Source organism: Cupriavidus sp. 8B (genome assembly GCF_054589115.1).
Genome location: NZ_BAAILO010000172.1, coordinates 6,338 through 28,670 on the forward strand (window position 1 = coordinate 6,338; position 22,333 = coordinate 28,670).

21 protein-coding genes and 1 pseudogene are annotated in these 22,333 nt (G+C 65.5%); 9 read left to right on the top strand and 13 right to left on the bottom strand.

The features are described from left to right. Positions 1–321 (top strand): annotated as a pseudogene (locus ACYP5B_RS16895) (hypothetical protein); the annotation flags it as partial. Positions 322–351: 30 nt separating this feature from the next. Here ACYP5B_RS16895 and ACYP5B_RS16900 read toward each other — a convergent pair. From ACYP5B_RS16900 to ACYP5B_RS16915, 4 genes are all read right to left on the bottom strand, one after another. Further along, positions 352–1,413: a cation:proton antiporter gene (locus ACYP5B_RS16900; RefSeq protein WP_459570463.1), complete on the bottom strand. Its 1,062-nt coding sequence runs from the start codon at positions 1,411–1,413 to the stop codon at positions 352–354. Positions 1,414–1,643: 230 nt separating this feature from the next. Next, complete coding sequence (locus ACYP5B_RS16905) at positions 1,644–2,234, bottom strand: peroxidase-related enzyme (RefSeq protein WP_459570464.1); 591 nt, start codon at positions 2,232–2,234, stop codon at positions 1,644–1,646. A gap of 96 nt (positions 2,235–2,330) precedes the next feature. Then, positions 2,331–4,100, bottom strand: a complete 1,770-nt coding sequence (msbA, locus tag ACYP5B_RS16910; protein WP_400092552.1) for a lipid A export permease/ATP-binding protein MsbA — start codon at positions 4,098–4,100, stop codon at positions 2,331–2,333. Next, on the bottom strand, positions 4,097–5,350 hold the full coding sequence (locus ACYP5B_RS16915; protein WP_459570465.1) for an O-antigen ligase family protein: 1,254 nt from the start codon (positions 5,348–5,350) through the stop codon (positions 4,097–4,099). Before ACYP5B_RS16915 ends, msbA begins: the two co-directional genes overlap by 4 nt. A gap of 11 nt (positions 5,351–5,361) precedes the next feature. Between ACYP5B_RS16915 and ACYP5B_RS16920 the strand changes: the two genes are divergently transcribed. Then, entirely contained in the window at positions 5,362–6,129 is a 768-nt protein-coding gene (locus tag ACYP5B_RS16920; RefSeq protein WP_400092549.1) for a glycosyltransferase family 2 protein, read from the top strand. On the opposite strand, the gene ACYP5B_RS16925 is transcribed toward ACYP5B_RS16920, so the two are convergent. Continuing rightward, positions 6,077–7,333: a glycosyltransferase gene (locus ACYP5B_RS16925; protein ID WP_400092547.1), complete on the bottom strand. Its 1,257-nt coding sequence runs from the start codon at positions 7,331–7,333 to the stop codon at positions 6,077–6,079. The genes ACYP5B_RS16920 and ACYP5B_RS16925 overlap by 53 nt on opposite strands. Positions 7,334–7,429: 96 nt before the next feature. Further along, positions 7,430–10,942: a DNA polymerase III subunit alpha gene (dnaE, locus tag ACYP5B_RS16930; protein ID WP_400092545.1), complete on the bottom strand. Its 3,513-nt coding sequence runs from the start codon at positions 10,940–10,942 to the stop codon at positions 7,430–7,432. A 182-nt stretch (positions 10,943–11,124) separates the two neighbouring features. Here dnaE and ACYP5B_RS16935 point away from each other — a divergent pair, with 182 nt between their 5' ends. After that, positions 11,125–11,982, top strand: a complete 858-nt coding sequence (locus ACYP5B_RS16935) for a sulfurtransferase (RefSeq protein ID WP_459570466.1) — start codon at positions 11,125–11,127, stop codon at positions 11,980–11,982. 15 nt (positions 11,983–11,997) lie between these two features. Here the strand turns inward: ACYP5B_RS16935 and ACYP5B_RS16940 are convergent, their stop codons facing one another. The 5 genes from ACYP5B_RS16940 to rpsP all read right to left on the bottom strand — a co-directional run bounded on the left by ACYP5B_RS16940 (position 11,998) and on the right by rpsP (position 15,175). Then, positions 11,998–12,678 carry an NUDIX hydrolase gene (locus ACYP5B_RS16940; RefSeq protein WP_400092542.1) on the bottom strand — a complete coding sequence of 227 codons (681 nt, stop codon included), beginning with the start codon at positions 12,676–12,678 and terminating at the stop codon, positions 11,998–12,000. Positions 12,679–12,821: 143 nt separating this feature from the next. Then, entirely contained in the window at positions 12,822–13,226 is a 405-nt protein-coding gene (rplS, locus tag ACYP5B_RS16945) for a 50S ribosomal protein L19 (RefSeq protein WP_267605883.1), read from the bottom strand. A 75-nt stretch (positions 13,227–13,301) separates the two neighbouring features. Continuing rightward, a complete protein-coding gene (gene trmD, locus ACYP5B_RS16950; protein ID WP_459570467.1) occupies positions 13,302–14,090 on the bottom strand; it encodes a tRNA (guanosine(37)-N1)-methyltransferase TrmD in 789 nt (262 codons plus the stop codon). Positions 14,091–14,172: 82 nt separating this feature from the next. Continuing rightward, entirely contained in the window at positions 14,173–14,760 is a 588-nt protein-coding gene (gene rimM, locus ACYP5B_RS16955; protein ID WP_318233421.1) for a ribosome maturation factor RimM, read from the bottom strand. Between the two features lie 160 nt (positions 14,761–14,920). Then, the gene (gene rpsP, locus ACYP5B_RS16960; protein ID WP_006158390.1) at positions 14,921–15,175 is read right to left on the bottom strand and encodes a 30S ribosomal protein S16; all 255 of its coding nucleotides are present in this window, start codon (positions 15,173–15,175) and stop codon (positions 14,921–14,923) included. Between the two features lie 145 nt (positions 15,176–15,320). Between rpsP and ACYP5B_RS16965 the strand changes: the two genes are divergently transcribed. The 5 genes from ACYP5B_RS16965 (at position 15,321) to ACYP5B_RS16985 (ending at position 19,910) form a co-directional block, all read left to right on the top strand. Continuing rightward, complete coding sequence (locus tag ACYP5B_RS16965) at positions 15,321–16,454, top strand: PQQ-dependent sugar dehydrogenase (RefSeq protein WP_459570468.1); 1,134 nt, start codon at positions 15,321–15,323, stop codon at positions 16,452–16,454. 159 nt (positions 16,455–16,613) lie between these two features. Further along, complete coding sequence (locus ACYP5B_RS16970; RefSeq protein ID WP_400092537.1) at positions 16,614–17,021, top strand: hypothetical protein; 408 nt, start codon at positions 16,614–16,616, stop codon at positions 17,019–17,021. A 271-nt stretch (positions 17,022–17,292) separates the two neighbouring features. After that, entirely contained in the window at positions 17,293–17,778 is a 486-nt protein-coding gene (locus ACYP5B_RS16975) for an NINE protein (RefSeq protein WP_459570469.1), read from the top strand. 26 nt (positions 17,779–17,804) lie between these two features. Next, positions 17,805–18,707: a LysR family transcriptional regulator gene (locus ACYP5B_RS16980; protein WP_459570470.1), complete on the top strand. Its 903-nt coding sequence runs from the start codon at positions 17,805–17,807 to the stop codon at positions 18,705–18,707. 120 nt (positions 18,708–18,827) lie between these two features. Then, complete coding sequence (locus ACYP5B_RS16985) at positions 18,828–19,910, top strand: PA0069 family radical SAM protein (RefSeq protein WP_459570471.1); 1,083 nt, start codon at positions 18,828–18,830, stop codon at positions 19,908–19,910. 34 nt (positions 19,911–19,944) lie between these two features. On the opposite strand, the gene ACYP5B_RS16990 is transcribed toward ACYP5B_RS16985, so the two are convergent. Continuing rightward, positions 19,945–20,448 carry an Lrp/AsnC ligand binding domain-containing protein gene (locus tag ACYP5B_RS16990; RefSeq protein WP_006158394.1) on the bottom strand — a complete coding sequence of 168 codons (504 nt, stop codon included), beginning with the start codon at positions 20,446–20,448 and terminating at the stop codon, positions 19,945–19,947. 109 nt (positions 20,449–20,557) lie between these two features. Between ACYP5B_RS16990 and ACYP5B_RS16995 the strand changes: the two genes are divergently transcribed. After that, complete coding sequence (locus ACYP5B_RS16995) at positions 20,558–21,862, top strand: D-amino acid dehydrogenase (RefSeq protein WP_400092532.1); 1,305 nt, start codon at positions 20,558–20,560, stop codon at positions 21,860–21,862. Between the two features lie 77 nt (positions 21,863–21,939). Here the strand turns inward: ACYP5B_RS16995 and ACYP5B_RS17000 are convergent. After that, the coding region (locus ACYP5B_RS17000; protein WP_459570472.1) for an acyl-CoA dehydrogenase C-terminal domain-containing protein at positions 21,940–22,333 on the bottom strand (394 nt) is incomplete at its 5' end.

The window sequence follows — 22,333 nt, forward strand, 5'->3', positions numbered from 1 at the left end:
ACGGAGGAAGACGGCTTTCGCGAGGATGCGCATATGCGGGTGGCCAGCAACGATGTGCGCAGCCTGAGCTGGAAGCTGTGGGTGGGCCGGCATGGCTCCTGCCATTTCGATCTCACGGAGTTCCGCCAGGTGCGCAAGACCCCGCATATCGAACTGCGGGCGATCGATGGCAGCGGCTGCACGCTGATGGTCTGGCAGGACCCGCGGCGCGTCACGCTGGCGCATGCGCATTGCGAGCAGCATTGCACCCCGGGCATCTATGAGCAGGCCTGGCCGGTGCTGTTCGACCCGCGCAGCGGCGCGTGCGCGCAGATCCGCTAGCGCTGCCCGGCTGGTGACGGCAAGCGCGGCTCAGCGCTCGCGCAGGCGCGCGGCCGCGCGTGTCAGCGGCTTGGCCAGCACGGTGGTGGCCAGCGCCATCAGCAGCAGGCCGGAGAAGGCCGTCATGCCGATCAGCCCTGCCTCTAACAAGATGCCCAGCACCACCACTTCCATCAGGCCCTTGGTCTGCACCAGCGCGCCCAGCATCCAGGCCTCGCGCCGCGGCAGGCCGGCCAGGCGCGCCGGCAATGCGGTCCCGACCACCTTGCTGGCCACCGCGACCACGGTGCACAGGCCGAACACCAGCAGGGTCTCCTCGCCACCCATGGCGATGTCGGTACGCAGCCCGGTCATCAGAAAGAAGAACGGCATCAGGACCACTACGGTGGCAGGCTCGAGCTGGCGCCGGAGCTCGCCGGCCGCATCGCGCGGCAGCACGACGCCCGCGAGGAAGCCGCCGAGGATGTAGTGCAGGCCGATCGATTCGGAGATCAGCGCCGAGCCGAAGATCAGCACCGCGACCAGCGCCAGGCGCGCATCAACGGCGGCCATCCGCGGCAGCATGCGCGCCAGCAGCGGACGTACCAGCCACAGCATCGCACCGACGTAGGCGAGTCCAAGCAGCGCCAGGCGCAGGAAGTCGTAGGACGACGAACGGCCTGCGCTGGCGAGGATGGCCGACAGCACCAGCCAGATGGCCGCATCGCTGAAGCCGGCGCAGCCGACCGCCAGCTGGCCGGGCACGGAGTCGGACAGCTTCATTTCACGCAGGATCGCCCCCAGCACCGGCAGTGCCGTTACCGCCATGGAAACGCCCACGGCGAAGGCGAATTGCCAGGCGGATGCCGCTTGCCCGACTGCACCCGGCGTAGCGTAGGCCAGCCAGGCCCCGGCTGCCGTGCCGAGCGCGAACGGCACCAGCACGTTGCCCAGCGCGGCCGCCATCGCAATGCGCCGCATCCCTTGCTGCTGCGCGCCGCCGATATGCAAGCCGGAGAGGAAGGCAAACAGCACCACCGCCAGCCATTGCAGCCCGGAGAGCGCGGCTAGCTGCGCCGGCCCGAACAGGGCCTGCCAGCCTTGCGGCCACAACGCGCCAAGCAGGGGACGGCCCGAGCAGGATGCCGCCCACGATCTGCATGGCCACCAGCGGCACGATGCTGCCGATGCGCAGCCCGCGCCACAGCAGGAACGGCGTGCCGACCACCAGGCAGGCCTGGGCAAAGAAGAGCGAGACGGGATTCAAGGCGACGGGCGGATCGAGAGAAGTGGAACAAGGAGGTGGGCGCGGCAGGCGCCCACCATGCGTGCATCCAGAGGCGCTACTTAGCCTTCGGCACGCGCCCCATCAGGTAGAACTCTTCGTTCGGCCGCATGCTGATGGTGTTCGCCATGCGATTGGAAAGGCTGAAGAAGGCGGTGATGGCAGCGATATCCCAGGCGTCCTCATGGCTGAACCCATGCTTGGCCAGCACCGCGAAATCGGCGTCGCCAACCTCGGCCGAGGCCTCGCAGACCTTGAGGGCAAAATCGAGCATCGCGCGCTGGCGCGGCGTGATGTCGGCCTTGCGGTAGTTGACCGCCACCTGGTCGGCCAGCGTCGGCTTCTTCTCGTAGATGCGCAGGATGGCGCCGTGCGCCACCACGCAGTAGAGGCACTGGTTGGCGCCCGAAGTGGCTACCACGATCATCTCGCGCTCACCCTTGGAGAGGCCGCCTTCCTTGAGCATCAGCGCATCGTGGTAGGCGAAGAAGGCGCGGAACTCATCCGGCCGGTGGGCCAGCGTCAGGAACACGTTCGGCACGAAGCCCGCCTTGTCCTGGACTTCCAGGATGCGAGCCCGGATGTCCTCGGGCAGGTCCGCGATGGCGGGAACCGGGTAACGGCTCAGCGGGGGTGGCGATGCGGTCATGGTGGTCTCCTTCGGGGGTGTCCCCCTCGATGCACTGCGCATGAACCGCCCGCGCTGGCTGCCGCGGGCAGCGGGAATTCAGCTGGCTGCGCCGGCTTACTGGGTGGCGAACTGGATCTTGTGCAGCCCGGCGTAGAGCCCCTCGGACGAGAGCAGCTCGGCGTGGCTGCCGTGCTCCGCTACCCGCCCGTGGTCGAGCACCACGATGCGATCGGCGTTCTCGATGGTCGACAGGCGGTGCGCGATGACCAGCGTGGTCCGGCCGACCATCAGGGCCTCCAGCGCGGCTTGCACCTGGCGCTCGGATTCCGAGTCGAGCGCCGAGGTGGCTTCGTCGAGGATCAGGATCGGCGCGTCCTTGTACAGCGCGCGCGCAATCGCCATGCGCTGGCGCTGGCCGCCGGACAGCTTCATGCCGTTGTCGCCGATATTGGTCTCGAGACCTTGCGGCAGGCCCTTGATCACATCGGTCAGGTAAGCGGCGGCCAGCGCGCGCTCGACACGCGCCATGTCGATCTGCGTCGCCGGATGCACGCCATAGGCCACGTTGGCGGCAACCGTGTCGTTGAACAGCACCACGTCCTGGCTGACAAAGGCGATCTGGCGGCGCAGGTCCTGCAGCGAGAACGCGTCGATGGTCCTGCCGTCCAGCAGGATGCGACCCTCGGTTGGGTCGAAGAAGCGCGGCACCAGGTTGACCAGCGTGGTCTTGCCGCTGCCCGACGGCCCCACCAGCGCCACCACTTCACCGGCGCTGACGTTGAAGTTGATGTTGTCCAGCGCCGGGCGGGCGGCCTCGCCGTAGCGGAAGCCCACCTTCTCGAACACCAGTTCGCCACGCGCGCGCTCGAGCGGCAGGCCGCCGTCTTGCGGCTCGACCGGCTCGTCGATCAGGCCGAAGATCATCTCGGCCGCAGTCAGGCCGCGCTGCAGCGGCTGGTTCAGGTCGGTCAGGTGCTTGAGCGGCGAGACCAGCAGCAGCATCGCCATCACAAAGCCGGTGAAGCTGCCCACCGTCGTGTGGTTGGACTGCGACTGGATCATCGCGATGGTGAGGATGACAGACAACGCCAGCGCCGCCAGGAATGCCGTGACGGGCTGGTTCAGCCCGCCCGCCACTGCCATGCGCATGGAATAGCCACGCAGGCGCTCGGCCATGGCCGCGAAACGCGACGTCTCATACGCCTCGCCGCCATGCAGCTTGACCACCTTGTAGCCACCGGCGGCTTCCTCGACCACGTAGGCCGCGGTGTTGGTCAGCGCCTGGTGATCGCGATTGAGGCGGCGCAGGCGGCGATTGACCTTGGCCATGACAAAACCGATGACCGGCAGGATCACCGCCACCACCAGCGTCAGGCTCCAGTTGGTATAGAACAGGTAGACGAGCAGCGCCAGCACGGTGAGCGAGTCGCGCACCAGGGTGATCAGCACGCCAGTCAGGATCTGCATGACCTGGTTGACTTCGAAGATCACCGCATTGATCAGCGACGCCGCGGTGTTGCGATGGTAGAACAGCGCGGGCGCATGCAGCATGCGCTGGAACATCTGCATGCGCATCTTCAGCAGCACCCGGTTGGAGATCAGGGCGAGCAGGTAGCCGGAAGCGAACTGCGCCACCCCGCGTACCAGTGCCACGCCGATCAGCAGGGCCGGCACGTGCCAAAGCTTGCCGGCATAGGCCCCGCCGAAACCGTTGTCGAGCAGGTCGTTGACGACCTTGGGCATGATCCCTTCGGCGCCCGCCACAGCCGCCATCGCGATGATGGCGACGATGAAGACGCGCATTTCCGGGCGCAGGTAGGACCAGACTCGCTTCAGGGTGTCGGCTTCCTGTGCGGGGGGCGCATTTTGTTCTTGGACTTTCACGTTTTCTCCACCCCGTCGGCGCGGGGATACTTTGCTTGTACCGCGGCCAGCCCGAGCAACAGCCCGATCACGCCGGCATAAAAAACGATATTTGCCTGGTGCGCCATCGTCACCTGGGTCAGGCCGCTGATCAGGCTGGCCATGACGACGCCGATGCCGGAAGCGCACAAGCTGACGCCAAGGGGATTGGCGTTGCGCCTGCATACGCCTAGCAACCGCCAGAACAGGACACCAGGGACCAGAAACAAGCCCAGCAATGCCAGCATGCCCGGCATGCCCATTGTCGCTGCGGCCTCGAGGACATCATTGTGCGCGTGCTCAAGGGTGCAAACGTCAGACGACCCATGCTCCTTGCAGAAGATGGAAGATTGAGGGATACGCGCGAACTGTCCGACCCCGACGCCAAGCCATGGATGCAAGTGGATCGATTCCAGCGCCATTTGCCAGAGCTTCAACCGTGCACCCACCGACGTTTCGGTATTCCCGTGCTGGAACTGCTCCCATTGTCCCCGCACAAGGTCGACCCGCTGCGCGACGGGGCTGCCAGGCACCAGATAGAATCCCGCAGCCAAGGCAGCGATGAGCACCACGGCGCCAAAGAACTTCGCCGGCCTCATGCTCGGGTAGCGAACAAAGAGCAGCGGGATCATCGTGATAAACAATGCCAGCCAAGCGCCGCGCGTGCCATTCACAATCAGCACCGAACCCGCGAGAGCCAGGTCTAGCCAGGCAACCAGATGCGACTTGCGGCTGGTCCCAGGCCGCACGAAGCCAATCAGCCCCAATGCGGCAACCATGTTCCCGAACGCAATGGCCTGGGTCCAGGCCGACGGCCGTGGATCGTTGAGGACCCAGTACTGGAACAGGACAACCACTAGGCTCATCGCCAAAGCGATCGTAATACCACGCCAGATCCGCTGCGGGTCTGGCGCGATTTTGAGGATAACCAGGCATGTCACCAACAAAAGGAGGATGCGTGAAGGGTTATCCATCACGTTCCAGGGGACGTGAAAATAGAGCTTGGAACCCAGGAAGACAAGCACCAAAGCTAGAATAGCGAGCCCGATGGGGCACAGCGTGGCGCGATACTGCGATAACGTGGGCCCCATGCCGCGATGGACAATCAACGCCAGCAGCAAGATGGCGCCCAGGAAAATGCCGGCGCCCTTCGGCACGCACAGTAGCAGGATTGGGAATGCCAGAACTAGCGCATTGGTAAAAGCGGTCACTTTTCCGGCACGGAACATCATAAACAAGCTCTATGAGAATCTCAGTCGTACTAATTACAAAAAACGAGGCACATAACATCCGGGAGTGCCTGGAAAGCGTGTCCTGGTGCGACCGCGCGATTATAGTGGATTCAGGTAGCCGGGACGGCACGGTCGAGCTGGCCCGAAGCCTGGGTGCGGAGGTCTTCGAAACCGAGCACTGGCCCGGCTTCGGCGCCCAGAAAAACCTGGCGGTATCGAAGGCCGACGGCGACTGGATCTTCTCCATCGACGCCGACGAACGGGTCACCCCCGAGCTGCGCGACGAGATTCTCGCCGCGGTGGCATCCGGCCAGTCCGATGCGTACGAGGTGCCTCGGCTGTCGCGCTTTTGCGGCCGCTTCATCCGCCACGGCGGCTGGTACCCCGACTACGTCACACGGCTGTTCCGCCGTGGCCGCGCCCGCTTCACCGACGATCTCGTGCACGAGCGCGTGGTAGCCGATGCGCCGGTCGGCAGGCTCAATTCGCCGCTGCTGCATTACACCTATGACGATTTCTCGCAGGTGCTGCAAAAGATCGACAAATACTCCAGCCTGGGCGCCCAGCAGGGATTTGCCCGCGGCAAGACGGCGTCGCCCGCCAGCGCCGTGCTGCATGGCGCCTGGGCATTCCTGCGCACCTACCTGCTGCGCCGCGGCTTCCTGGACGGCGCGCAGGGGCTCGGCGTGGCGCTGATGAATGGCCAGGCCAGCTATTACAAATACATCAAGCTGTGGTACCTGCAGCAGACGAGCGAGCAGCAGGTGCCGCCACGGTAGGGGCTGCCGCCCCTGCCTGAGGTGCACCCAGCAGCTCCTCGACACAAGCGCTGAAGGCCGCCGAGGTGGGGCCGAAGCCCATCTGCTCGATGTGGACCGCCGCATAGGCCAGCAGGCGGGCGCGCAGCGGCGCGTCCTCGAGCCCGAGGCGGATCGCCTCCGCCAGCGCCGGCACATCGCCAACCGGCGTCAGCAGGCCGGCCTTGCCCTCGGCCAGGATCTCGCGCGGGCCCACCGGGCAATCGGTGCTCACCACCAACTGGCCCAGCGCCATGCCTTCGAGCAGCACATTGGGCAGCCCCTCCATCTTGGAGCTGAACGCCATCAGCCGAGCATGGTGGATCCACGCATAGGGATTGGCCTGGAAGCCGGCAAAGCTGACGCGCTCGCTGATGCCGAGCTCGCGCGCGAGCGCTTCGAGCCGGCCGCGCGAAGCGCCGTCACCCACCAGCACCAGCCGCTCGCACAAGCCCGTGCCCCTGACCAGCGCCGCGTAGGCCCGCAGCAGCGTGGTGAAATCCTTCTGGCTTTCCTCCAGCCGCCCCACCGAAACGATGTAGGGATAAGCCAGCGGGGTGAAAGGCGCCTTGCCGAGCGCGCGAATGCGATCGAGGTCGGTGGCGTTGTACAGGCGGATGAATTTGTCGGCGGCCTCGGGAATCAGCGCCCGCGCGTCGGCCAGCATGCTGTCGTTGAGCACCACGATGCGGTCATAGTGCTCGCGGCACTGGCGCCTCAGCTTGCGCAGCTTGCGACGGTTCTCGCGCTCCAGGTGGGCCACGCTGAAATGCTGGTAGCCGATCATCGGCACCGGCAGGCGGCCGGTCAGCCGCGAGAGCGACATGTCGTAGTCGATAACCAGGTCATAGTCCCGTGCGATGCCGCGAAAGCGCCGGTTGACCAGCGGCTTGCGCAGCGGTGGCAACAGCACTTCTTCATAGATCTTGCCCAGCGGGCCCAGCCTGCCGGCTTTTTTCAGTTGCCGGCAGCGCGAGAGCCAGGCCTCCGGCGCGAGGACATGGATCTTGACGTCCGGCGGCAACATCGCGCGGAAATGCGTCTCCAGCGCCTCGGTCGGATAGGTCAGCGTCAGGCCGATCTCGAAGCGCTCTCGATCCAGCGAGGCCAGCAGCGATACCAGCGAGGTCTCGATGCCGCCGCGCAGGAAGTGGGTCAGGTGGAAGAGGATGCGTTGCTTGGCCATGCGGGGCTTGTGTGATCCATGGAAAGACGAAGATGGACGGCAGCAAAGCCGGCCAGGGCGGCGCTATGCCGTTGCCGCCCCGCCGGCAAGCCCGGGTCAGCCGTACAGCATGCGGACATTCTCGCCAGACAGGGCCGTGCGGAAGCTTGCCAGGGCATCGTCGGATGGCGTGACCAGCCACTGCCGGCCCAGCTCCGCCTCGCAGCGCGCGCCGGTGGTGGCGTAGCTCACGCGCACCGGCACGCCGGGCGTATTGGCCACGTTCGCCAGGTAGGGCGTAAGCAACTCGCGCAGCAGTTCGGTGGAGGCATTGCCGTTGAACGCCAGGCCTACCGCCTCGGCGTACTTGGCGCGCGCCGCCACCAGGTCCATCACCGATTCGGCGGTGAAGCGCACGCCACCGGTAAAGGTGTCGTGGCGGGCATTGCCCTGCACGATGACCATCTCGTCCTCGCGGAACATATGGCGGTTGGCATCGAACAATTCGTTGAACACCGTCATCTCGACCTGCCCGGTGCCGTCGTCGAGCAAGACGATCAGCATCTTGCCGCGCTGCGTCATCTGGGTGCGCATGCCGGTGATGACACCGGCGATGACCTTGCCGCGCACGTCGCGGCCGTAGCCGCCGCCGTTGCCCTGCACTTCCTTTTCCAGGCCGGCCAGCGTGCCCTTGAGGAAGTGGCCGACTTCGTCGCGATAGGCGTCGAACAGGTGGCCGGAGAAATAATAGCCCAGCGCCTGCTTTTCTTCCTGCAGCATGCGCTTGGGCGCCCAGGCCGGCTCGTCGACCAGCTCGGGGCGGTGCGATTCGCCAGCGTCGGCCATCAGGTCGAACAGCGACACCTGGTTGGCCGATTCGGCCTTCTGCTCGGCGGCTTCCATGGCGCGCGACACCGAGGCCAGCAACTGGCCGCGATTGTCGTTGAGGCTGTCGAAGGCGCCGGCGCGGATCAGCGCCTCGATGGTGCGGCGGTTGACCTGGCGGCGGTCGACGCGCTCGCAGAAATCGAACAGGTCGGCAAAGGGCTTTTCCTCGCGGGCACGCAGGATGTCCTCGATGGCGCCCTGCCCCGAACCCTTGATGCCGCCAAGGCCGTAGCGGATGGTCTTGGCATCGGTCGGCGCGAAGCGGTATTCGCTGGCGTTGACGTCAGGCGGCAGCACCTGGAGCTTGTTGAGCTTGCAGTCATCAAAAAGGATCTTGACCTTGTCGGTATCGTCCATGGCGAGCGACATATTCGCTGCCATGAACGCGGCCGGATGGTGCGCCTTGAGCCAGGCCGTGTAGTAGGCCAGCAAAGCGTAAGCGGCCGCGTGCGACTTGTTGAAGCCGTAGCCCGCGAACTTTTCCATCAGGTCGAAGGTATCGTCCGCCTTCTCGGCGGTCAGGCCGTTCTTGGCCGCACCCTCGCGGAACAGCTCGCGGTGCTGGGCCATTTCCTCGGCCTTCTTCTTGCCCATGGCGCGGCGCAGCAAGTCGGCGCCGCCCAGCGAGTAGCCGCCGATGATCTGCGCCATCTGCATCACCTGCTCCTGGTAGACCATGATGCCGTAGGTCTCCTTGAGCACCGGCTCGACGCGCGGGTCCGGGTACTCCACCTTCTCGCGGCCGTGCTTACGGGCGCAGAAGCTGGGGATCAGGTCCATCGGGCCCGGGCGGTAGAGCGCCACCAGCGCGATGATGTCCTCGAAGCGGTCAGGCTTGGCGTCCTTCAGCATGCCCTGCATGCCGCGGCTTTCCAGCTGGAACACCGCGACAGTGTTGGCCGTCTTGAGGATGTCGAATGCCTTGCTGTCGTCGAGCGGGATGTGGCTGCAGTTCCAGTCCGCCATGGACGGGTCGAGCCGGCGGATATAGCGCTCGGCCCAGTCCAGGATGGTCAGCGTGGTCAGGCCCAAGAAGTCGAACTTGACCAGGCCGGCCGCTTCCACGTCGTCCTTGTCGTACTGGCTGACCACACCGCTCATGCCGTCGTTCTGCGCGCCCTGCGTATAGAGCGGGCAGAAGTCCGTCAGCTTGCCCGGGGCGATCAGCACGCCACCGGCGTGCATGCCGACGTTACGCGTCATGCCTTCCACGCGCTGCGCCAGCTCCAGCAACTGGCGCACTTCTTCTTCATTCTTCTCGCGCTCGGTCAGCAGCGGCTCTTCCTTCTTGGCTTCCTCGATGGTGACGAGCTTGCCCGGCTTGAAGGGGATCAGCTTGGCGATGCCGTCGACAAAGCCGTAGCCCAGGTCCAGCACGCGGCCCACGTCGCGCACCGCCGCCTTGGCGGCCATGGTGCCGAAGGTGGCGATCTGCGATACCGCGGCGTGGCCGTACTTCTCCTTCACGTACGTGATCACGCGATCGCGACCCTGCTGGCAGAAGTCGATGTCGAAGTCGGGCATCGAAACCCGTTCCGGATTCAGGAACCGCTCGAACAGCAGCGCGTACTTGAGCGGATCCAGATCGGTAATGCCGAGCGCATAGGCCACCAGCGAACCGGCGCCGGAGCCCCGTCCCGGGCCAACCGGCACGCCGTTGTTCTTGGCCCAGTTGATAAAGTCCGCCACGATCAGGAAGTAGCCGGGGAAGCCCATCTTGATGATGGTGCCGGTCTCGAACTCCAGCCGCGCGTAGTACTCGGGGCGCTTGGCCTCGCGCACGGCTTCGTCGGGGAACAGTACCGCCATGCGCTTTTCCAGGCCTTCCTTGGCCAGGTGCACGAGGTAGTCGTCGAGCGACATGCCGTCGGGCGTGGGAAACAGCGGCAGGCGCGGCTTGCCCAGCTCCAGCGTGAGATTGCAGCGGCGCGCGATCTGCACCGCGTTTTCCAGCGCGGACGGGATGTCGGCGAACAGCGCGCACATCTCGTCCTGGGTCTTGAAATACTGGTCGGTGGTGAAGCGCCGCACGCGGCGGGGGTTGGCCAGCAACTCCCCTTCGGCGATGCAGGTGCGAGCCTCGTGCGCGGTGAAATCGTCGGGCGTCATGAACTGCACCGGATGCGTTGCCACCACCGGCAGGCGCATCCTGGCCGCCAGCTGCACCGCCTGCTGCACATAAGCATCGGTGCCAGGCAGGCCGGCGCGCTGCAACTCGATGTAGAAACGCTGCGGGAACACCTTGGCCCAATGCGCGGCAGCCTGCGCCGCAGCCGCATCGTTGCCGTTGGCCAGCGCCATGCCGATGTCGCCGCCCATGGCGCCGGACAGCGCAATCAGGCCGGTAGCCAGCGGCTGGCCCTCTTCGCCGGTTTCGTCGAACCAGGCCGGGTCGATCTCGGCGCGGCCGCGGTACTGGTTGGAAAGCCATGCGCGCGACAGCAGCACGCAGAGGTTGAGATAGCCAATCCGGTCCTGGACCAGCAGCAGCAGCCGCGCCGGCTTGTCGCGATCGTCGGCGTTGGTGAGCCAGACGTCGGCGCCGACCACGGGCTTGACGCCACCGCCGCGCGCTTCCTTGTAGAAGCGGATCAGGCCGAAGGCATTGGCCAGGTCGGTCAGGGCGAGCGCGCCCATGCCATCGGCGGCCGCAGCCTTGACGGCATCGTCCAGGCGCACGATGCCGTCGACGACGGAGTATTCGGAATGGAGACGGAGATGAACGAAGCGAGGTGCAGACATGGCCGTAATTGTACCGGCTCGGCATGCCCTCGCCTGCCTTCTTTGCGCCACGCACCCGATGGCAAGACCGAGCCGAGCGCTCGGAAAAGCCCGGCACGAGGCCTGCAAGGCGCTATAATTTCGCCTTTCCAATCAGGCAGTTACCGCGCACTCATACGGCGCGGGCCCGTTGCGCGCCACCTATGCAGATCGTAAACATCTCCGCTTACAAATTCGTCTCGCTGGACGACATCCCGGTCTTGCGCCCGGAAATGCGCGCGCGCTGCGAAGCACACGGGCTCAAGGGCACGATCCTGCTCGCGCCGGAAGGCATCAACCTGTTCCTGGCCGGCGTGCGCGAGGCCATCGACGGCTTCGTCGGCTGGCTGCACGCCGACCCGCGCTTTGCCGATATCGAGCCCAAGGAAAGCCTGTCGGAGAACCAGCCCTTCAAACGCATGCTGGTGCGCGAGAAGAAAGAAATCATCACCATGAAGATGCCGCTGATCCGCCCCGAGGCGGGCCGCGCGCCGGCAGTCAAGCCGGTCGAGCTCAAGCGCTGGCTGGACCAGGGCCACGACGATGCCGGCCGCCCGGTGGTGATGCTGGATACACGCAATGCCTTTGAAGTCGCGGTCGGCACGTTCGAGCAGGCGGTCGACTACGACATCGCCAAGTTCAGCGATTTCCCGCCGGCCATCGCCGCGCACAAGGCGGAGTTCGAAGGCAAGACCATCGTGTCGTTCTGCACCGGCGGCATTCGCTGCGAGAAAGCCGCCATCCACATGCAGGAAGCCGGCATCGAGCACGTCTACCAGCTCGAGGGCGGCATCCTGAAGTATTTCGAGGAAGTCGGCGGCAGCCACTATCAGGGCGACTGCTTCGTCTTTGACTACCGCACCGCGCTGAACCCCAGCCTGGAACCGGCCGGCCCCAAGCAGTGCTTTGCCTGCCGCGCCGTGGTCACCGCCGAGGAACAGCAAAGCCCGCACTACGTGGTGGGCAAGAGCTGCCCGCACTGCATCGGGGAAGACATCGAGCCGGCGGCTGCAGCCGCCTGAGCGCGAGGGCAGCCCTCAGGCTGCCAGCAAGTGGTAGAGGTTGCGCAACATGCCGGCAGTGGCGCCCCAGATAAACCGGTGGCCGCCATCCTCGCGCGGAAACGGCATGGCGTAGAACAGCCGCTCGCCGTCCACCCAGCGGAACAGGCGCTGCTGGTGATGCGACGGGTCCATCAGGAAACCCAGCGGCACCTCGAACACATCGGCAACCTCGCGCGCGTCGGGGCGCAGCGTGAAACCGTCGCGGACCAGGCCCACCACCGGGCTCACATGGAAGCCGGTGCCAGTGATGTAGTCGGGCAAGCTACCCAGCACTTCCACATAATCGCGCGCCAGCCCCACCTCTTCCTCGGTTTCGCGTAGCGCCGTGGCAGTCCGGTCGATATCGAACGCCTCGTGCCGCCCACCCGGGAAACTGATCTGCCCCGCGTGCGCGCTCAGGTTGGCGTTGCGCTCGGTCAGCAGCACGGTGAGCCCATCCTCTCGCTCCACCAACGGTACCAGCACGGCTGCATCGCGCAGCTTCAGGCTGCGGTCATAGGCGCGCGACTCATCGGTCAGCTCGGGGTCCCAGGCAGGCGGCGACTGGAGCCGGTGGCGGATGAACTCCGGCTGCAGGCGCACGTCGGCCAGCGGGGGGTGCCGGGTATCGGTGGCGACGATGGGGAGGGATTCGGGATCGAAGGCAGGACGCATAATCGTTGCGAGTATGACAGAAGCCAGCCAAAACGTTTGTGCTGCGACGCGGCAAACGTGGCACGCCGAGACGCAAAAAGGGCACCCGAGGGTGCCCTTTTTGCGCAGCTGCGACCGGCAAGCCGATCGCGGCAACTGGCGCCTTACTGAGCAGCAGCCTTGGCAGCAGCCTTGGCCGGTGCCGACTTGTATGCCAGCTTTTCCTTGATCCGCGCGGACTTGCCCGAACGCTGACGCAGGTAGTACAGCTTGGCGCGGCGGACGTCGCCACGGCGCTTCACTTCGATCGCGGCGATCAGCGGCGAGTACAGCTGGAACGTACGTTCCACGCCTTCACCCGACGAAATCTTGCGCACGATGAAGGACGAATTCAGGCCACGATTGCGCTTGGCAATCACGACGCCTTCATAAGCCTGGACGCGCTTGCGGCTACCTTCCACCACGTTCACGCTGACGATCACGGTGTCGCCGGGCGCGAATGCGGGGATGGTCTTGTTCGCGGTCAGACGCGCGATTTCGTCTTTCTCGATCAGCTCGATGATGTTCATCGTTTCTTCTCCTTGTCCATCATGCCGACGTTGTATGCCCCAGGCATGGCCTGGGCCCCGGCAGAGGATGGGGTTTCACTTGGCGGGAGCGAGCTCCCGCCCTTCTTTCGCCAGCCATGCCGACAGGAATTTCTCGTCGACCCGGCTTAGCAACCCTTGACTGCGCGCTGCCTCGATCAGATCGGGGCGCTTCTTCGCAGTATTTGCCAGCGCCTGCTGGCGCCGCCACTTCTCGATCTCGGCATGATGGCCCCCGAGCAAGATATCGGGCACCCGCACACCTTCGTATTCTTCCGGCCGCGTGTAGTGCGGACAATCCAGCAGCCCGTTGACGAAGCTGTCCTGGACAGCCGACTGGGCGTCGCCCAGTACACCCGGCAAATGCCTGACCACCGCGTCAATCACGGCCATGGCCGGCAACTCGCCGCCCGACAGCACGAAATCGCCGAGGCTGATTTCCTCATCGACCCGTCTCTCGATCAAGCGCTGGTCGATCGCTTCATAGCGGCCACACAGCATCACCAGGCCGGGGCGCTGCGCCAGCGACATCACTTTTTGGTGTGTCAGCGGCGCGCCTTGCGGCGACATCAGCACCACGTGCGGCCGTACCGGCTCAGACTGCGCCGCCTGCTGGGCGGAACACGCCGCGTCGATGGCATCTTCCAGCGGCTTGGCCAGCATCACCATGCCAGGGCCGCCGCCATAGGGGCGATCGTCGATGGTACGGTAGTTGTCGCTGGTGAAGTCGCGTGGATTCCAGGTGCGCAGCGTGTAGCGCTGCTGCTTTGCCGCCCGGCTGGTAATGCCCCAGTCGGTCAGCGCGCGGAACATCTCGGGAAACAGCGTGATTACGTCGAACTGCATCCGCCTCTCCCTTTACTTGCCCAACACTCGCCCACCGGCCATCGCCGGCCAAGCGCCCGCGCATTCACCAGCTCGGGCCCGCTCAGTAATCCAGGCCCCAGTCCACCACCACGCGCCGGGCCGAAATATCGACCGAGCGCAGGAATGCGTCGACAAAGGGAATCAGGCGCTCACCCGCCTTGCCATCGGGCAAGGCATGCGCCACCTGCAGGATCTGGTGCGCACCGTTGTCGATCAGCCCGGACACTTCGCCCAGCGACTCGCCCTGCTCATTGAACACGGCGCAGCCGATCAGATCGACCCAGTAGAATTCATTTTCATCCGGCGCGGGGAAATCCTCGCGACGAATCCAGACACGGCGACCCTTGAGCGCTTCCGAGTGGTTGCGCTCGGACACGCCGCTCGCCTGGGCCACCACGGTACCGCTGTGCTCGCGGGACTGCACGATCTTCACGCACAAGGCCTCGGAGGCAACGGCATCCGCTGCGCCAGCCAGGCCGGTTGGCGGCGGCTTCAACAGCCACCAGCGGCGCGCGTGCAACAGCGCGCTCGCATCGTCGGCATGCGGCTGGACCTTGATCCAGCCCCGTATTCCATAAGCCGCGCCGACATAACCGACCTCGATCAGGTCGTCCGGCAGCTTATCGGTATACGCCAGCGCCGCCGGCAACCCGGTTGCGCCGCGATTGAGACTGGGCTTTTCCTGCTCACCGGCCTCGCGCCGGGCCGAGGGCTCGAGCGGCACGTTGAGTGGCCGCCGCGCCGGGGCGCCTTGCTTGCGTTCTGTCACGTGTCGTTTGCCACGCGTCGCGAAACGCGCGTCACAACTATCAGGCTACAGCCTTGGCGGCGTTTTGCTTGACCAGACGGGCAACCGTCGGCGACAGCTGGGCGCCAACGCCGGTCCAGTACGTCAGGCGGTCTTGCACCAGACGCAGGCCTTCTTCGCTTGCCGAAGCCAGGGGATTGTAGAAACCAATACGCTCGATGAAACGGCCATCGCGACGATTACGCGAGTCAGCAGCGACGATATTGAAGAAGGGGCGCTTCTTGCTGCCACCGCGAGCCAGACGGATTACGACCATGGGTTTGATTCCTCAGAAAACTTGATGTTCGAACACGAAACGCAAGAGTATAGACCAAATTCCGAGGCCAAACAAACACTTAGAGCGATTGACGCGACACCCGGCCACAGGCATCGTGGTGAAAACCCCGACAGGAGAGCGCGCCATGCGTTTTCACCTTCACATTCGCAGCTTCCGGACCCTGCTCGCGAGCACTTTCGCGGCGTCCGTGGCAGCGATCTGGCTCAGCCCCGATGCCAATGCCGCCCTGCCTCTGGAGCAGATCCAGCTGCCGCCAGGCTTTCGCATCGAATTGCTGAGCGCGGAGGTGCCGGAAGCACGTGGCATGACCCTGTCGCCGGGGGGCACGCTCTTTGTCGGCACCCGCGGCGAAGGCAAGGTGTATGCAATCCGCAACCCGCTGGCGCCCGCCCCGAAAATCAGGACCGTCGCCACCGGCCTGACCATGCCGGTAGGCGTGGCCTTCCGCGACGGCGCGCTTTACGCCTCTTCGACCTCGCGGATCGTCCGGCTGGATGACATCGATGCCCGCCTGGACAACCCGCCCAAGCCCGTTGTGGTAAGCGATCGCTTCCCCTCTGAAACGCATCATGGATGGAAGTTTATCGCCTTTGGCCCGGATGGCTATCTCTATGTGCCGGTCGGCGCCCCCTGCAATATCTGCGCACCCGACGAAAACCGCTACGGCAACATCATGAAGATGAAGCCCGACGGCACCGACTTGCAGGTCGTGGCCAAGGGGGTGCGCAATTCGGTGGGCTTCGACTGGCACCCGGCCACCCGCCAGCTCTGGTTCACCGACAACGGGCGCGACATGCTGGGGGACGATGTGCCCGACGACGAGCTCAACCGGGTGACACGGGCCGGCCAGCACTTCGGCTACCCGTACTGCCACGCCGGCAGCGTTGCCGACCCGGAGTTCGGCAAGCAGCGCGCCTGCTCCGAGTTCGAGCCGCCGGTGGCAAAGCTGGGCGCCCACGTCGCCGCGCTCGGCATGCGCTTCTATACCGGCACGCAATTCCCCGCCGAATACCGCAACAACATTTTCATTGCCGAGCACGGCAGCTGGAACCGAACCAAGCCGATCGGCTACCGCATCGTCCGAGTGGTGCTGAACGAGCGCGGCCAGGCGGTGCGCCAGGAGGTGTTCGCGCAAGGCTGGCTGCAGGGCGACAAACCCTGGGGCCGGCCCGTCGATGTCCAGGTTGCCCTGGACGGCTCACTGCTGGTCAGCGACGACATGGCGGGCGCGGTATATCGCATCCGCTACGCACCCTGAACCCTTGCCGCGCTCGGGATACGGCGCGGCTCTCGGGACAGTAGCGAAACAATCCGTTACACCGGTAACGGCTTTAGCATAGGCGCGCCGAAGACGCGTGCGTACCATGAACCCATATCTCGAACAACCTCACCACGCGACAGGATACTGGGATTCCGCATGCTCCCCCGCACCCTCCTGCGCGACTCGGTGGCTGGCATCCTGTTGGCCGTTTCTTTGCTCGGCCTCACTGCTGTCAGCCATGCACAGGTCGCGTTTTGGCAACATAGCCGGCCCGAAGGCCGGAATGTGAGCAATGCGCAAAGCCAGCCTGGCCAGGGCGCATGGGCGATGGCGAGCGTACGCGCTGAACGGCAAGACCATGTGCGGGCCCAGATCGAACGAATGGAAGCCCGCGCGCGCGCCGATGACCGCCTGAATGGCCGCCCCCAGCCGCCCCAGGAACGCGGCGATGAACGCAACCGGCAGCCCGATCGCAATATGCAAGGCGACAACGGGCGCGGCGAGCAGCGCAGCTCCGGCATGGGCCCGGGCTGGCAAGCGCGCGGACGAGACGGCGGCCGCTAGGCACGCCGGCCCCCTCCCCACTTTTCTTTCTGGCTGATTGCCCTGCCCGCGGCGATCAGCGCTCCGCCTTGCTTCCCCCTCCTCGACGATGTGCCGCGAAAGGAACTCTCGCGGGTATTGCTCGTCCGACGCGTGTAGCCTCCTGCCTTGCTCGGCCGGCGTCCGCTCGCGTTTTCCGCCAGCGTACAATGAGCGCCGACGCCAGCCTGACTGGCACTCACCTGAGTTTGCGTCGGCCGCCCCTGCCGGCCATTAACCTAGCTGTCGCCCCATGCCTGCCGCCACCCAAGTTTCAGCCCCCGCTACCCCCAAGCCGCTTCAGGGCAAATCCAAACTGATCACGGTCGCACTGGCCTTCCTGTTCGGCACCGTGGGCCTGCATCGCTTCTACCTAGGTGGCTTGCGCGATAAATTTGCCTGGGCGCACCTGCTGGCGGCACTCGCCGGGGTCATCGGCATCATGTCGATGCAGACGGGCGCGGGCTCGCCGGCCCTGAACTGGACCTTCGCCATTGCCGGCGGCACGTCGGTAATCAGCGCGTTCCTGGCGGCCATCGTGTATGGCCTGCGCCCCGACGATAAATGGGATGCCCGCTTCAACCCGCATGGCACGCCGACTCGTTCGGGCTGGCCCGTCGTGATCCTGGTCATCCTGTCCCTGCTGATCGGTACGGGCCTGTTGATGGCGGGCCTGGCCATCAGTTTCCAGACCTTCTTCGAATCCCAGGTCGAAGCCGCGCGCGCCTTGTCGCAGTAAGCCCCAGGCCCCGCGCCCCAGCGCCGATGCACTTCGACCTGCTGGACATCGCCGTGTTCGTGCGCGCAGCGTCGCTGGGCAACCTCTCTGCCGCGGCGCGCGATCTCGGGCTGTCTACATCCTCGGCCAGCAGCCGCCTGGCGCAACTCGAGCAGCAACTCGGCGCGCGACTGCTGCACCGGACCACGCGCCGCATCTCCCTGACCGGCGAGGGCGAGCGCTTCCTCGAACATGCCGCGCAATTGCTCGACACGGCCGACCAGGCCGCGCAGTCGGTAGGCCACGGCGCGCAAGCGCCCCAGGGGCAGCTGCGGGTCACAGTGCCCGCCTCCTTCGGCCGCCAGCACGTCTCGCCGGCCATTCCCGCCTTCCTCGCTGCCTATCCCGGCCTGACACTGGACCTGCGCCTGACCGACCAGGTGATCGGCCTGGTCGAGGCCGGCGTTGACGTGGCATTGCGCATGGGCGCGTTGCCGGACTCATCCCTGGTAGCACGCCCCCTGGCCCCGAGCCATCGCACCGTTTGCGCTTCGCCCGCCTATCTCGCCGCGCACGGCACGCCCCGGCACCCGGAAGACCTGCGCAACCACAATTGCATCGTGCTGGGCGACCAGGCCTCCTGGCAGTTCGACACGGCGCTGGGCAAGACCGCGGTGGCGGTCAGCGGCAACCTGCGCACGGACAATGGCGAAGTTATCCGGGATGCGATCCTGGCTGGCATGGGGCTGGCGCTCAAGTCCACCTGGGATGTTGGCCCCCACTTGCGCAGCGGTGCGCTGGTCAGCGTGCTCCCCGATTACCCGGTGCTGCCCGCCGTGTCGATCTGGGCGGTCTATCCCAGCCGTCGCCAGGTCCCCGCGAAGACACACGCGTTTATCGATTTCTTTGCCGCGCGCTTCGGCTCCCCACCCTACTGGGACTGCCCCTAGGCAGGTCTTCCGCCTATTCAGCCTCTTCTGCCTCTTCGGCCCGGTAAAAACACGCCTTGGCTGTTTACGCGAAACACTGTATAAATATACAGTACCAACCGTAGCCGCAGGACCGCCGACGTGACGACCCAACCTCCCTCCTCCAGCCCGCTGAAAGGCCGGGCGGCGCGCTCGAACGATGTCAGCCGGTTCGACGCCTGGACCCGCGAGCGGGTCGCCGACGAGTCCCAAGCCTTCGATGAGCCAGAGACACCCCAGATCCAGACCATTGTCTTCACGGAGAAGGCCAAGCGCATCATTTCGCGCAACCAGTCGCCAGACCTGCCGTTCGACGCGTCCATCAATCCGTACCGCGGATGCGAGCATGGCTGCATCTATTGCTATGCCCGGCCCAGCCATGCCTATCTGGGGCTTTCGCCGGGCCTCGACTTCGAAACCCGCCTGTACGCAAAAGACAACGCCGCCGCCCTGCTCGAGGCCGAGCTGGCTCACCGCAACTATGTACCGACGGTAATCGCGCTGGGAGCCAATACCGACCCTTACCAGCCCATCGAGCGGGATCTCAAGATCACGCGCGGCGTCCTGGAAGTGCTGGAGCGGTTCAACCATCCGGTGGCCATCACGACCAAGTCGGGCGTGGTCACGCGCGACATCGACATCCTGCAGCGCATGGCGGCCAAGAACCTGGTCCGGGTCCATATGTCCGTCACGTCGCTCAAGAATGAGATCGCCCGCACGCTGGAGCCCCGCGCCAGCGCGCCGGCGCGCCGCCTGGCCGCCATCGCGGCCCTGAGCAAGGCCGGCATTCCGGTGGGGGTGATGGTGGCGCCGGTCATTCCGAGCCTGACCGATCCGGAAATGGAGTCCATCCTCGAGGCGGCAGCCAAGGCCCGGGCGAAAACGGCGGCGTATATCCTGCTGCGCCTACCGCGCGAGGTGGAGCAGTTGTTCTCCGAGTGGCTGGCCACCTACCATCCGCTGCGCGCCCGGCATGTGGAGAGCCTGGTCGCGCAAATGCGCGGGGGCCAGGCCTACGACTCCCGGTTTGGCACGCGCATGACCGGCACGGGCATCTTTGCCGAACTGCTGCGCAAGCGCTTCAAGCTCGCCTGCCAGCGCTTCGGGCTTAACGCCGAGCGCCATCCCCTGACCACCGAGCATTTTTCCCGGGCGAGCGCCGCGCCGCAGATGTCGCTGTTCTAGGCCGTGTTGCGAGATACAGCAGGCCAGCGCGGTTTCAGGCGTGCGGGGCCTTCTCGTCGACCGCGATCGCCAGCGTTTCCTTGATCTCTTCCATCACCACGTAGCTCTTGGACTGCGCGGCGCCCGGCAACTGCAGCAGGATGTCGCCCAGCAGGCGGCGATACTCGCCGATCTCGCGGATGCGGGCCTTGATCAGGTAGTCGAAATCGCCCGAAACCAGATGGCACTCTAGTACCTCCGGGATGCGCGACACCTCGCGGCGAAACTGCTCGAACATATTGCCGGATTTATTGCCCAGCGAGATCTCGACAAACACCAGCAGGCCGCTGCCGAGCAGCGCGGGATTCAGGCGCGCGTAGTAGCCCATGATGACGCCGTCGCGCTCCATGCGCTTGACCCGCTCGATGCATGGCGTGATGGTCAGTCCGACCGCTTCCGCCAGTTCCTTCATCGACATGCGCCCGTCCGCCTGGAGCAAGGCCAGGATCTTCCGATCCAGCCGGTCCAGGCTGCGCACGGGCTGACGACTTGTTCTCATTAGTTCTTCCTGTTTCCCTGAAAATTACGACAACTATGACTACCAATATTTCAATAGTATAGATGTAAATACTTTATCCATTCTATTTCTTGGTTGCGAGCCTCCAACTATGCGTGTTCTCGTTCTTGGCAGTGGCGTAATTGGCGTTACCAGCGCCTGGTACCTGGCCCGTGCCGGCCACGAAGTCACCGTGATCGACCGTGAGGCCGCGCCCGCGCTTGGGACCAGTTTTGCCAATGCCGGCCAGATCTCCCCGGGCTATGCATCGCCCTGGGCCGCGCCCGGCGTGCCGCTCAAAGCCATCAAATGGATGTTCCAGGAGCACGCCCCGCTCTCCATCAAGCCGGACGGCACGCTGTTCCAGCTCCAATGGATGTGGCAGATGCTGATGAACTGCAGCGCCGAGCGCTATGCCGTCAACAAGGAACGCATGGTGCGGCTGGCCGAGTACAGCCGCGACTGCATCCGGGCCCTGCGCGCCGATACCGGCATCGCCTACGAAGGCCGCCAGCAAGGCACGCTGCAACTCTTCCGCACCGCCGAGCAGCTCGACGGTGCCGCCAAGGACATTGCCGTGCTGGAACAAGCCGGCGTGCCCTACCAGTTGCTATCGCGCGAGGAACTCGCCGCCAGCGAACCGGCCCTGGCCGCCGTCAGCCACAAGCTGAGCGGCGGCCTGCGGCTACCCAACGATGAAACCGGCGACTGCCAGCTGTTCACCCGGCAACTCGCCGCCATGGCCGAGGGCCTGGGCGTGCAGTTCCACTACAACCGCTCCATCGACGGGCTGCTGACCAAGGGCGATGCCGTTACCGGCGCCATGGTTGGCGGCCAGCCCGTCTTGGCCGACCTGGTCGTGGTAGCGCTGGGTAGCTGGTCGACGCCGTTCGTGAAGAACGTCCTGCCGGGCCTGTCGAACCTGCCGGTCTATCCGCTCAAGGGCTTCTCGCTCACGGTGCCGATGACCAATGCGGACCGCAGCCCCGTTTCCACCGTGCTCGACGAAACGTTCAAGGTGGCGATCACGCGCTTCGACGATCGCATCCGCGTAGGCGGCATGGCACAGATCGTCGGCTACGACCGCTCGCTCGACCCGGCCAAGCGCCGCACGCTGGAGCATGTGGTCACAGACCTGTTCCCGGGCGCGGGCGATGTCAGCCGCGCCAGCTTCTGGACCGGCCTGCGCCCGATGACGCCGGACGGCACCCCCATCGTCGGCCCCACGCCGCTCAAGGGACTGTGGCTCAATACCGGCCACGGCACGCTGGGCTGGACCATGGCCTGCGGCTCGGGCAAGCTGCTGTCGGACCTGGTGTCCGGCACCGCGCCGGCGATCCGCGCGGACGACCTATCGGTCATGCGTTATCTCAAGCCGGCGAGAACGCACGCCGCGCCGCGTCACGCGACGGCCTGACCCGCGCACTGTTCCAACGCGCGATAAAAAAGGCGGCCCCGCGTGGCCGCCTTTTTCTTGCCTGGATCGGGAGGACCTCAGAACTGCGCTTCGCTCAGCGCATTGACCGGCGCCGCGCCCGCCACGACCGCATCGCGCAAGCCCGACGCCTGCGACAAGATGTGCTCAGCGAAGAAATGCGCGGTAGCAATCTTGGCGTCGTGGAACGCCGGATCCTCGCTACGCTTCGCATCCGCGGCCAGCATCGCGCGGCCGAGCTGCCAGCCCGAAAATACGATGCCGCAGAGCTTCAGGTAAGGCACGCTGCCGGCAAACACGGCATTGGGATCCGACTTGGCATTGGCCACGACGAACGCCACCACGCCCTCCAGCGCCGCGCGCCCCTTGGCCAGTTGCGCTTGCACCGCGGTGAACGCCGCGCCACCATGCTTGCCCAGCGCGGCCTCGGTCTCGGCGATCTGCGCGCAGATC

What these genes read in the sequence shown, in the direction of transcription:
- rplS (WP_267605883.1), bottom strand. Translation starts at nt 13,226, where the DNA reads ATGAACATCATCGAGCTGATCGAGAAAGACGAAATCGCGCGTCTGACC.
- rpsP (WP_006158390.1), bottom strand. Translation starts at nt 15,175, where the DNA reads ATGGTCGTAATCCGTCTGGCTCGCGGTGGCAGCAAGAAGCGCCCCTTC.
- ACYP5B_RS16935 (WP_459570466.1), top strand. Translation starts at nt 11,125, where the DNA reads ATGCAGATCGTAAACATCTCCGCTTACAAATTCGTCTCGCTGGACGAC.
- trmD (WP_459570467.1), bottom strand. Translation starts at nt 14,090, where the DNA reads ATGCAGTTCGACGTAATCACGCTGTTTCCCGAGATGTTCCGCGCGCTG.
- ACYP5B_RS16920 (WP_400092549.1), top strand. Translation starts at nt 5,362, where the DNA reads ATGAGAATCTCAGTCGTACTAATTACAAAAAACGAGGCACATAACATC.
- ACYP5B_RS16995 (WP_400092532.1), top strand. Translation starts at nt 20,558, where the DNA reads ATGCGTGTTCTCGTTCTTGGCAGTGGCGTAATTGGCGTTACCAGCGCC.
- ACYP5B_RS16990 (WP_006158394.1), bottom strand. Translation starts at nt 20,448, where the DNA reads ATGAGAACAAGTCGTCAGCCCGTGCGCAGCCTGGACCGGCTGGATCGG.
- ACYP5B_RS16940 (WP_400092542.1), bottom strand. Translation starts at nt 12,678, where the DNA reads ATGCGTCCTGCCTTCGATCCCGAATCCCTCCCCATCGTCGCCACCGAT.
- ACYP5B_RS16915 (WP_459570465.1), bottom strand. Translation starts at nt 5,350, where the DNA reads ATGATGTTCCGTGCCGGAAAAGTGACCGCTTTTACCAATGCGCTAGTT.
- ACYP5B_RS16925 (WP_400092547.1), bottom strand. Translation starts at nt 7,333, where the DNA reads ATGGCCAAGCAACGCATCCTCTTCCACCTGACCCACTTCCTGCGCGGC.
- ACYP5B_RS16965 (WP_459570468.1), top strand. Translation starts at nt 15,321, where the DNA reads ATGCGTTTTCACCTTCACATTCGCAGCTTCCGGACCCTGCTCGCGAGC.
- ACYP5B_RS16975 (WP_459570469.1), top strand. Translation starts at nt 17,293, where the DNA reads ATGCCTGCCGCCACCCAAGTTTCAGCCCCCGCTACCCCCAAGCCGCTT.
- ACYP5B_RS16970 (WP_400092537.1), top strand. Translation starts at nt 16,614, where the DNA reads ATGCTCCCCCGCACCCTCCTGCGCGACTCGGTGGCTGGCATCCTGTTG.
- dnaE (WP_400092545.1), bottom strand. Translation starts at nt 10,942, where the DNA reads ATGTCTGCACCTCGCTTCGTTCATCTCCGTCTCCATTCCGAATACTCC.
- ACYP5B_RS16905 (WP_459570464.1), bottom strand. Translation starts at nt 2,234, where the DNA reads ATGACCGCATCGCCACCCCCGCTGAGCCGTTACCCGGTTCCCGCCATC.
- ACYP5B_RS16980 (WP_459570470.1), top strand. Translation starts at nt 17,805, where the DNA reads ATGCACTTCGACCTGCTGGACATCGCCGTGTTCGTGCGCGCAGCGTCG.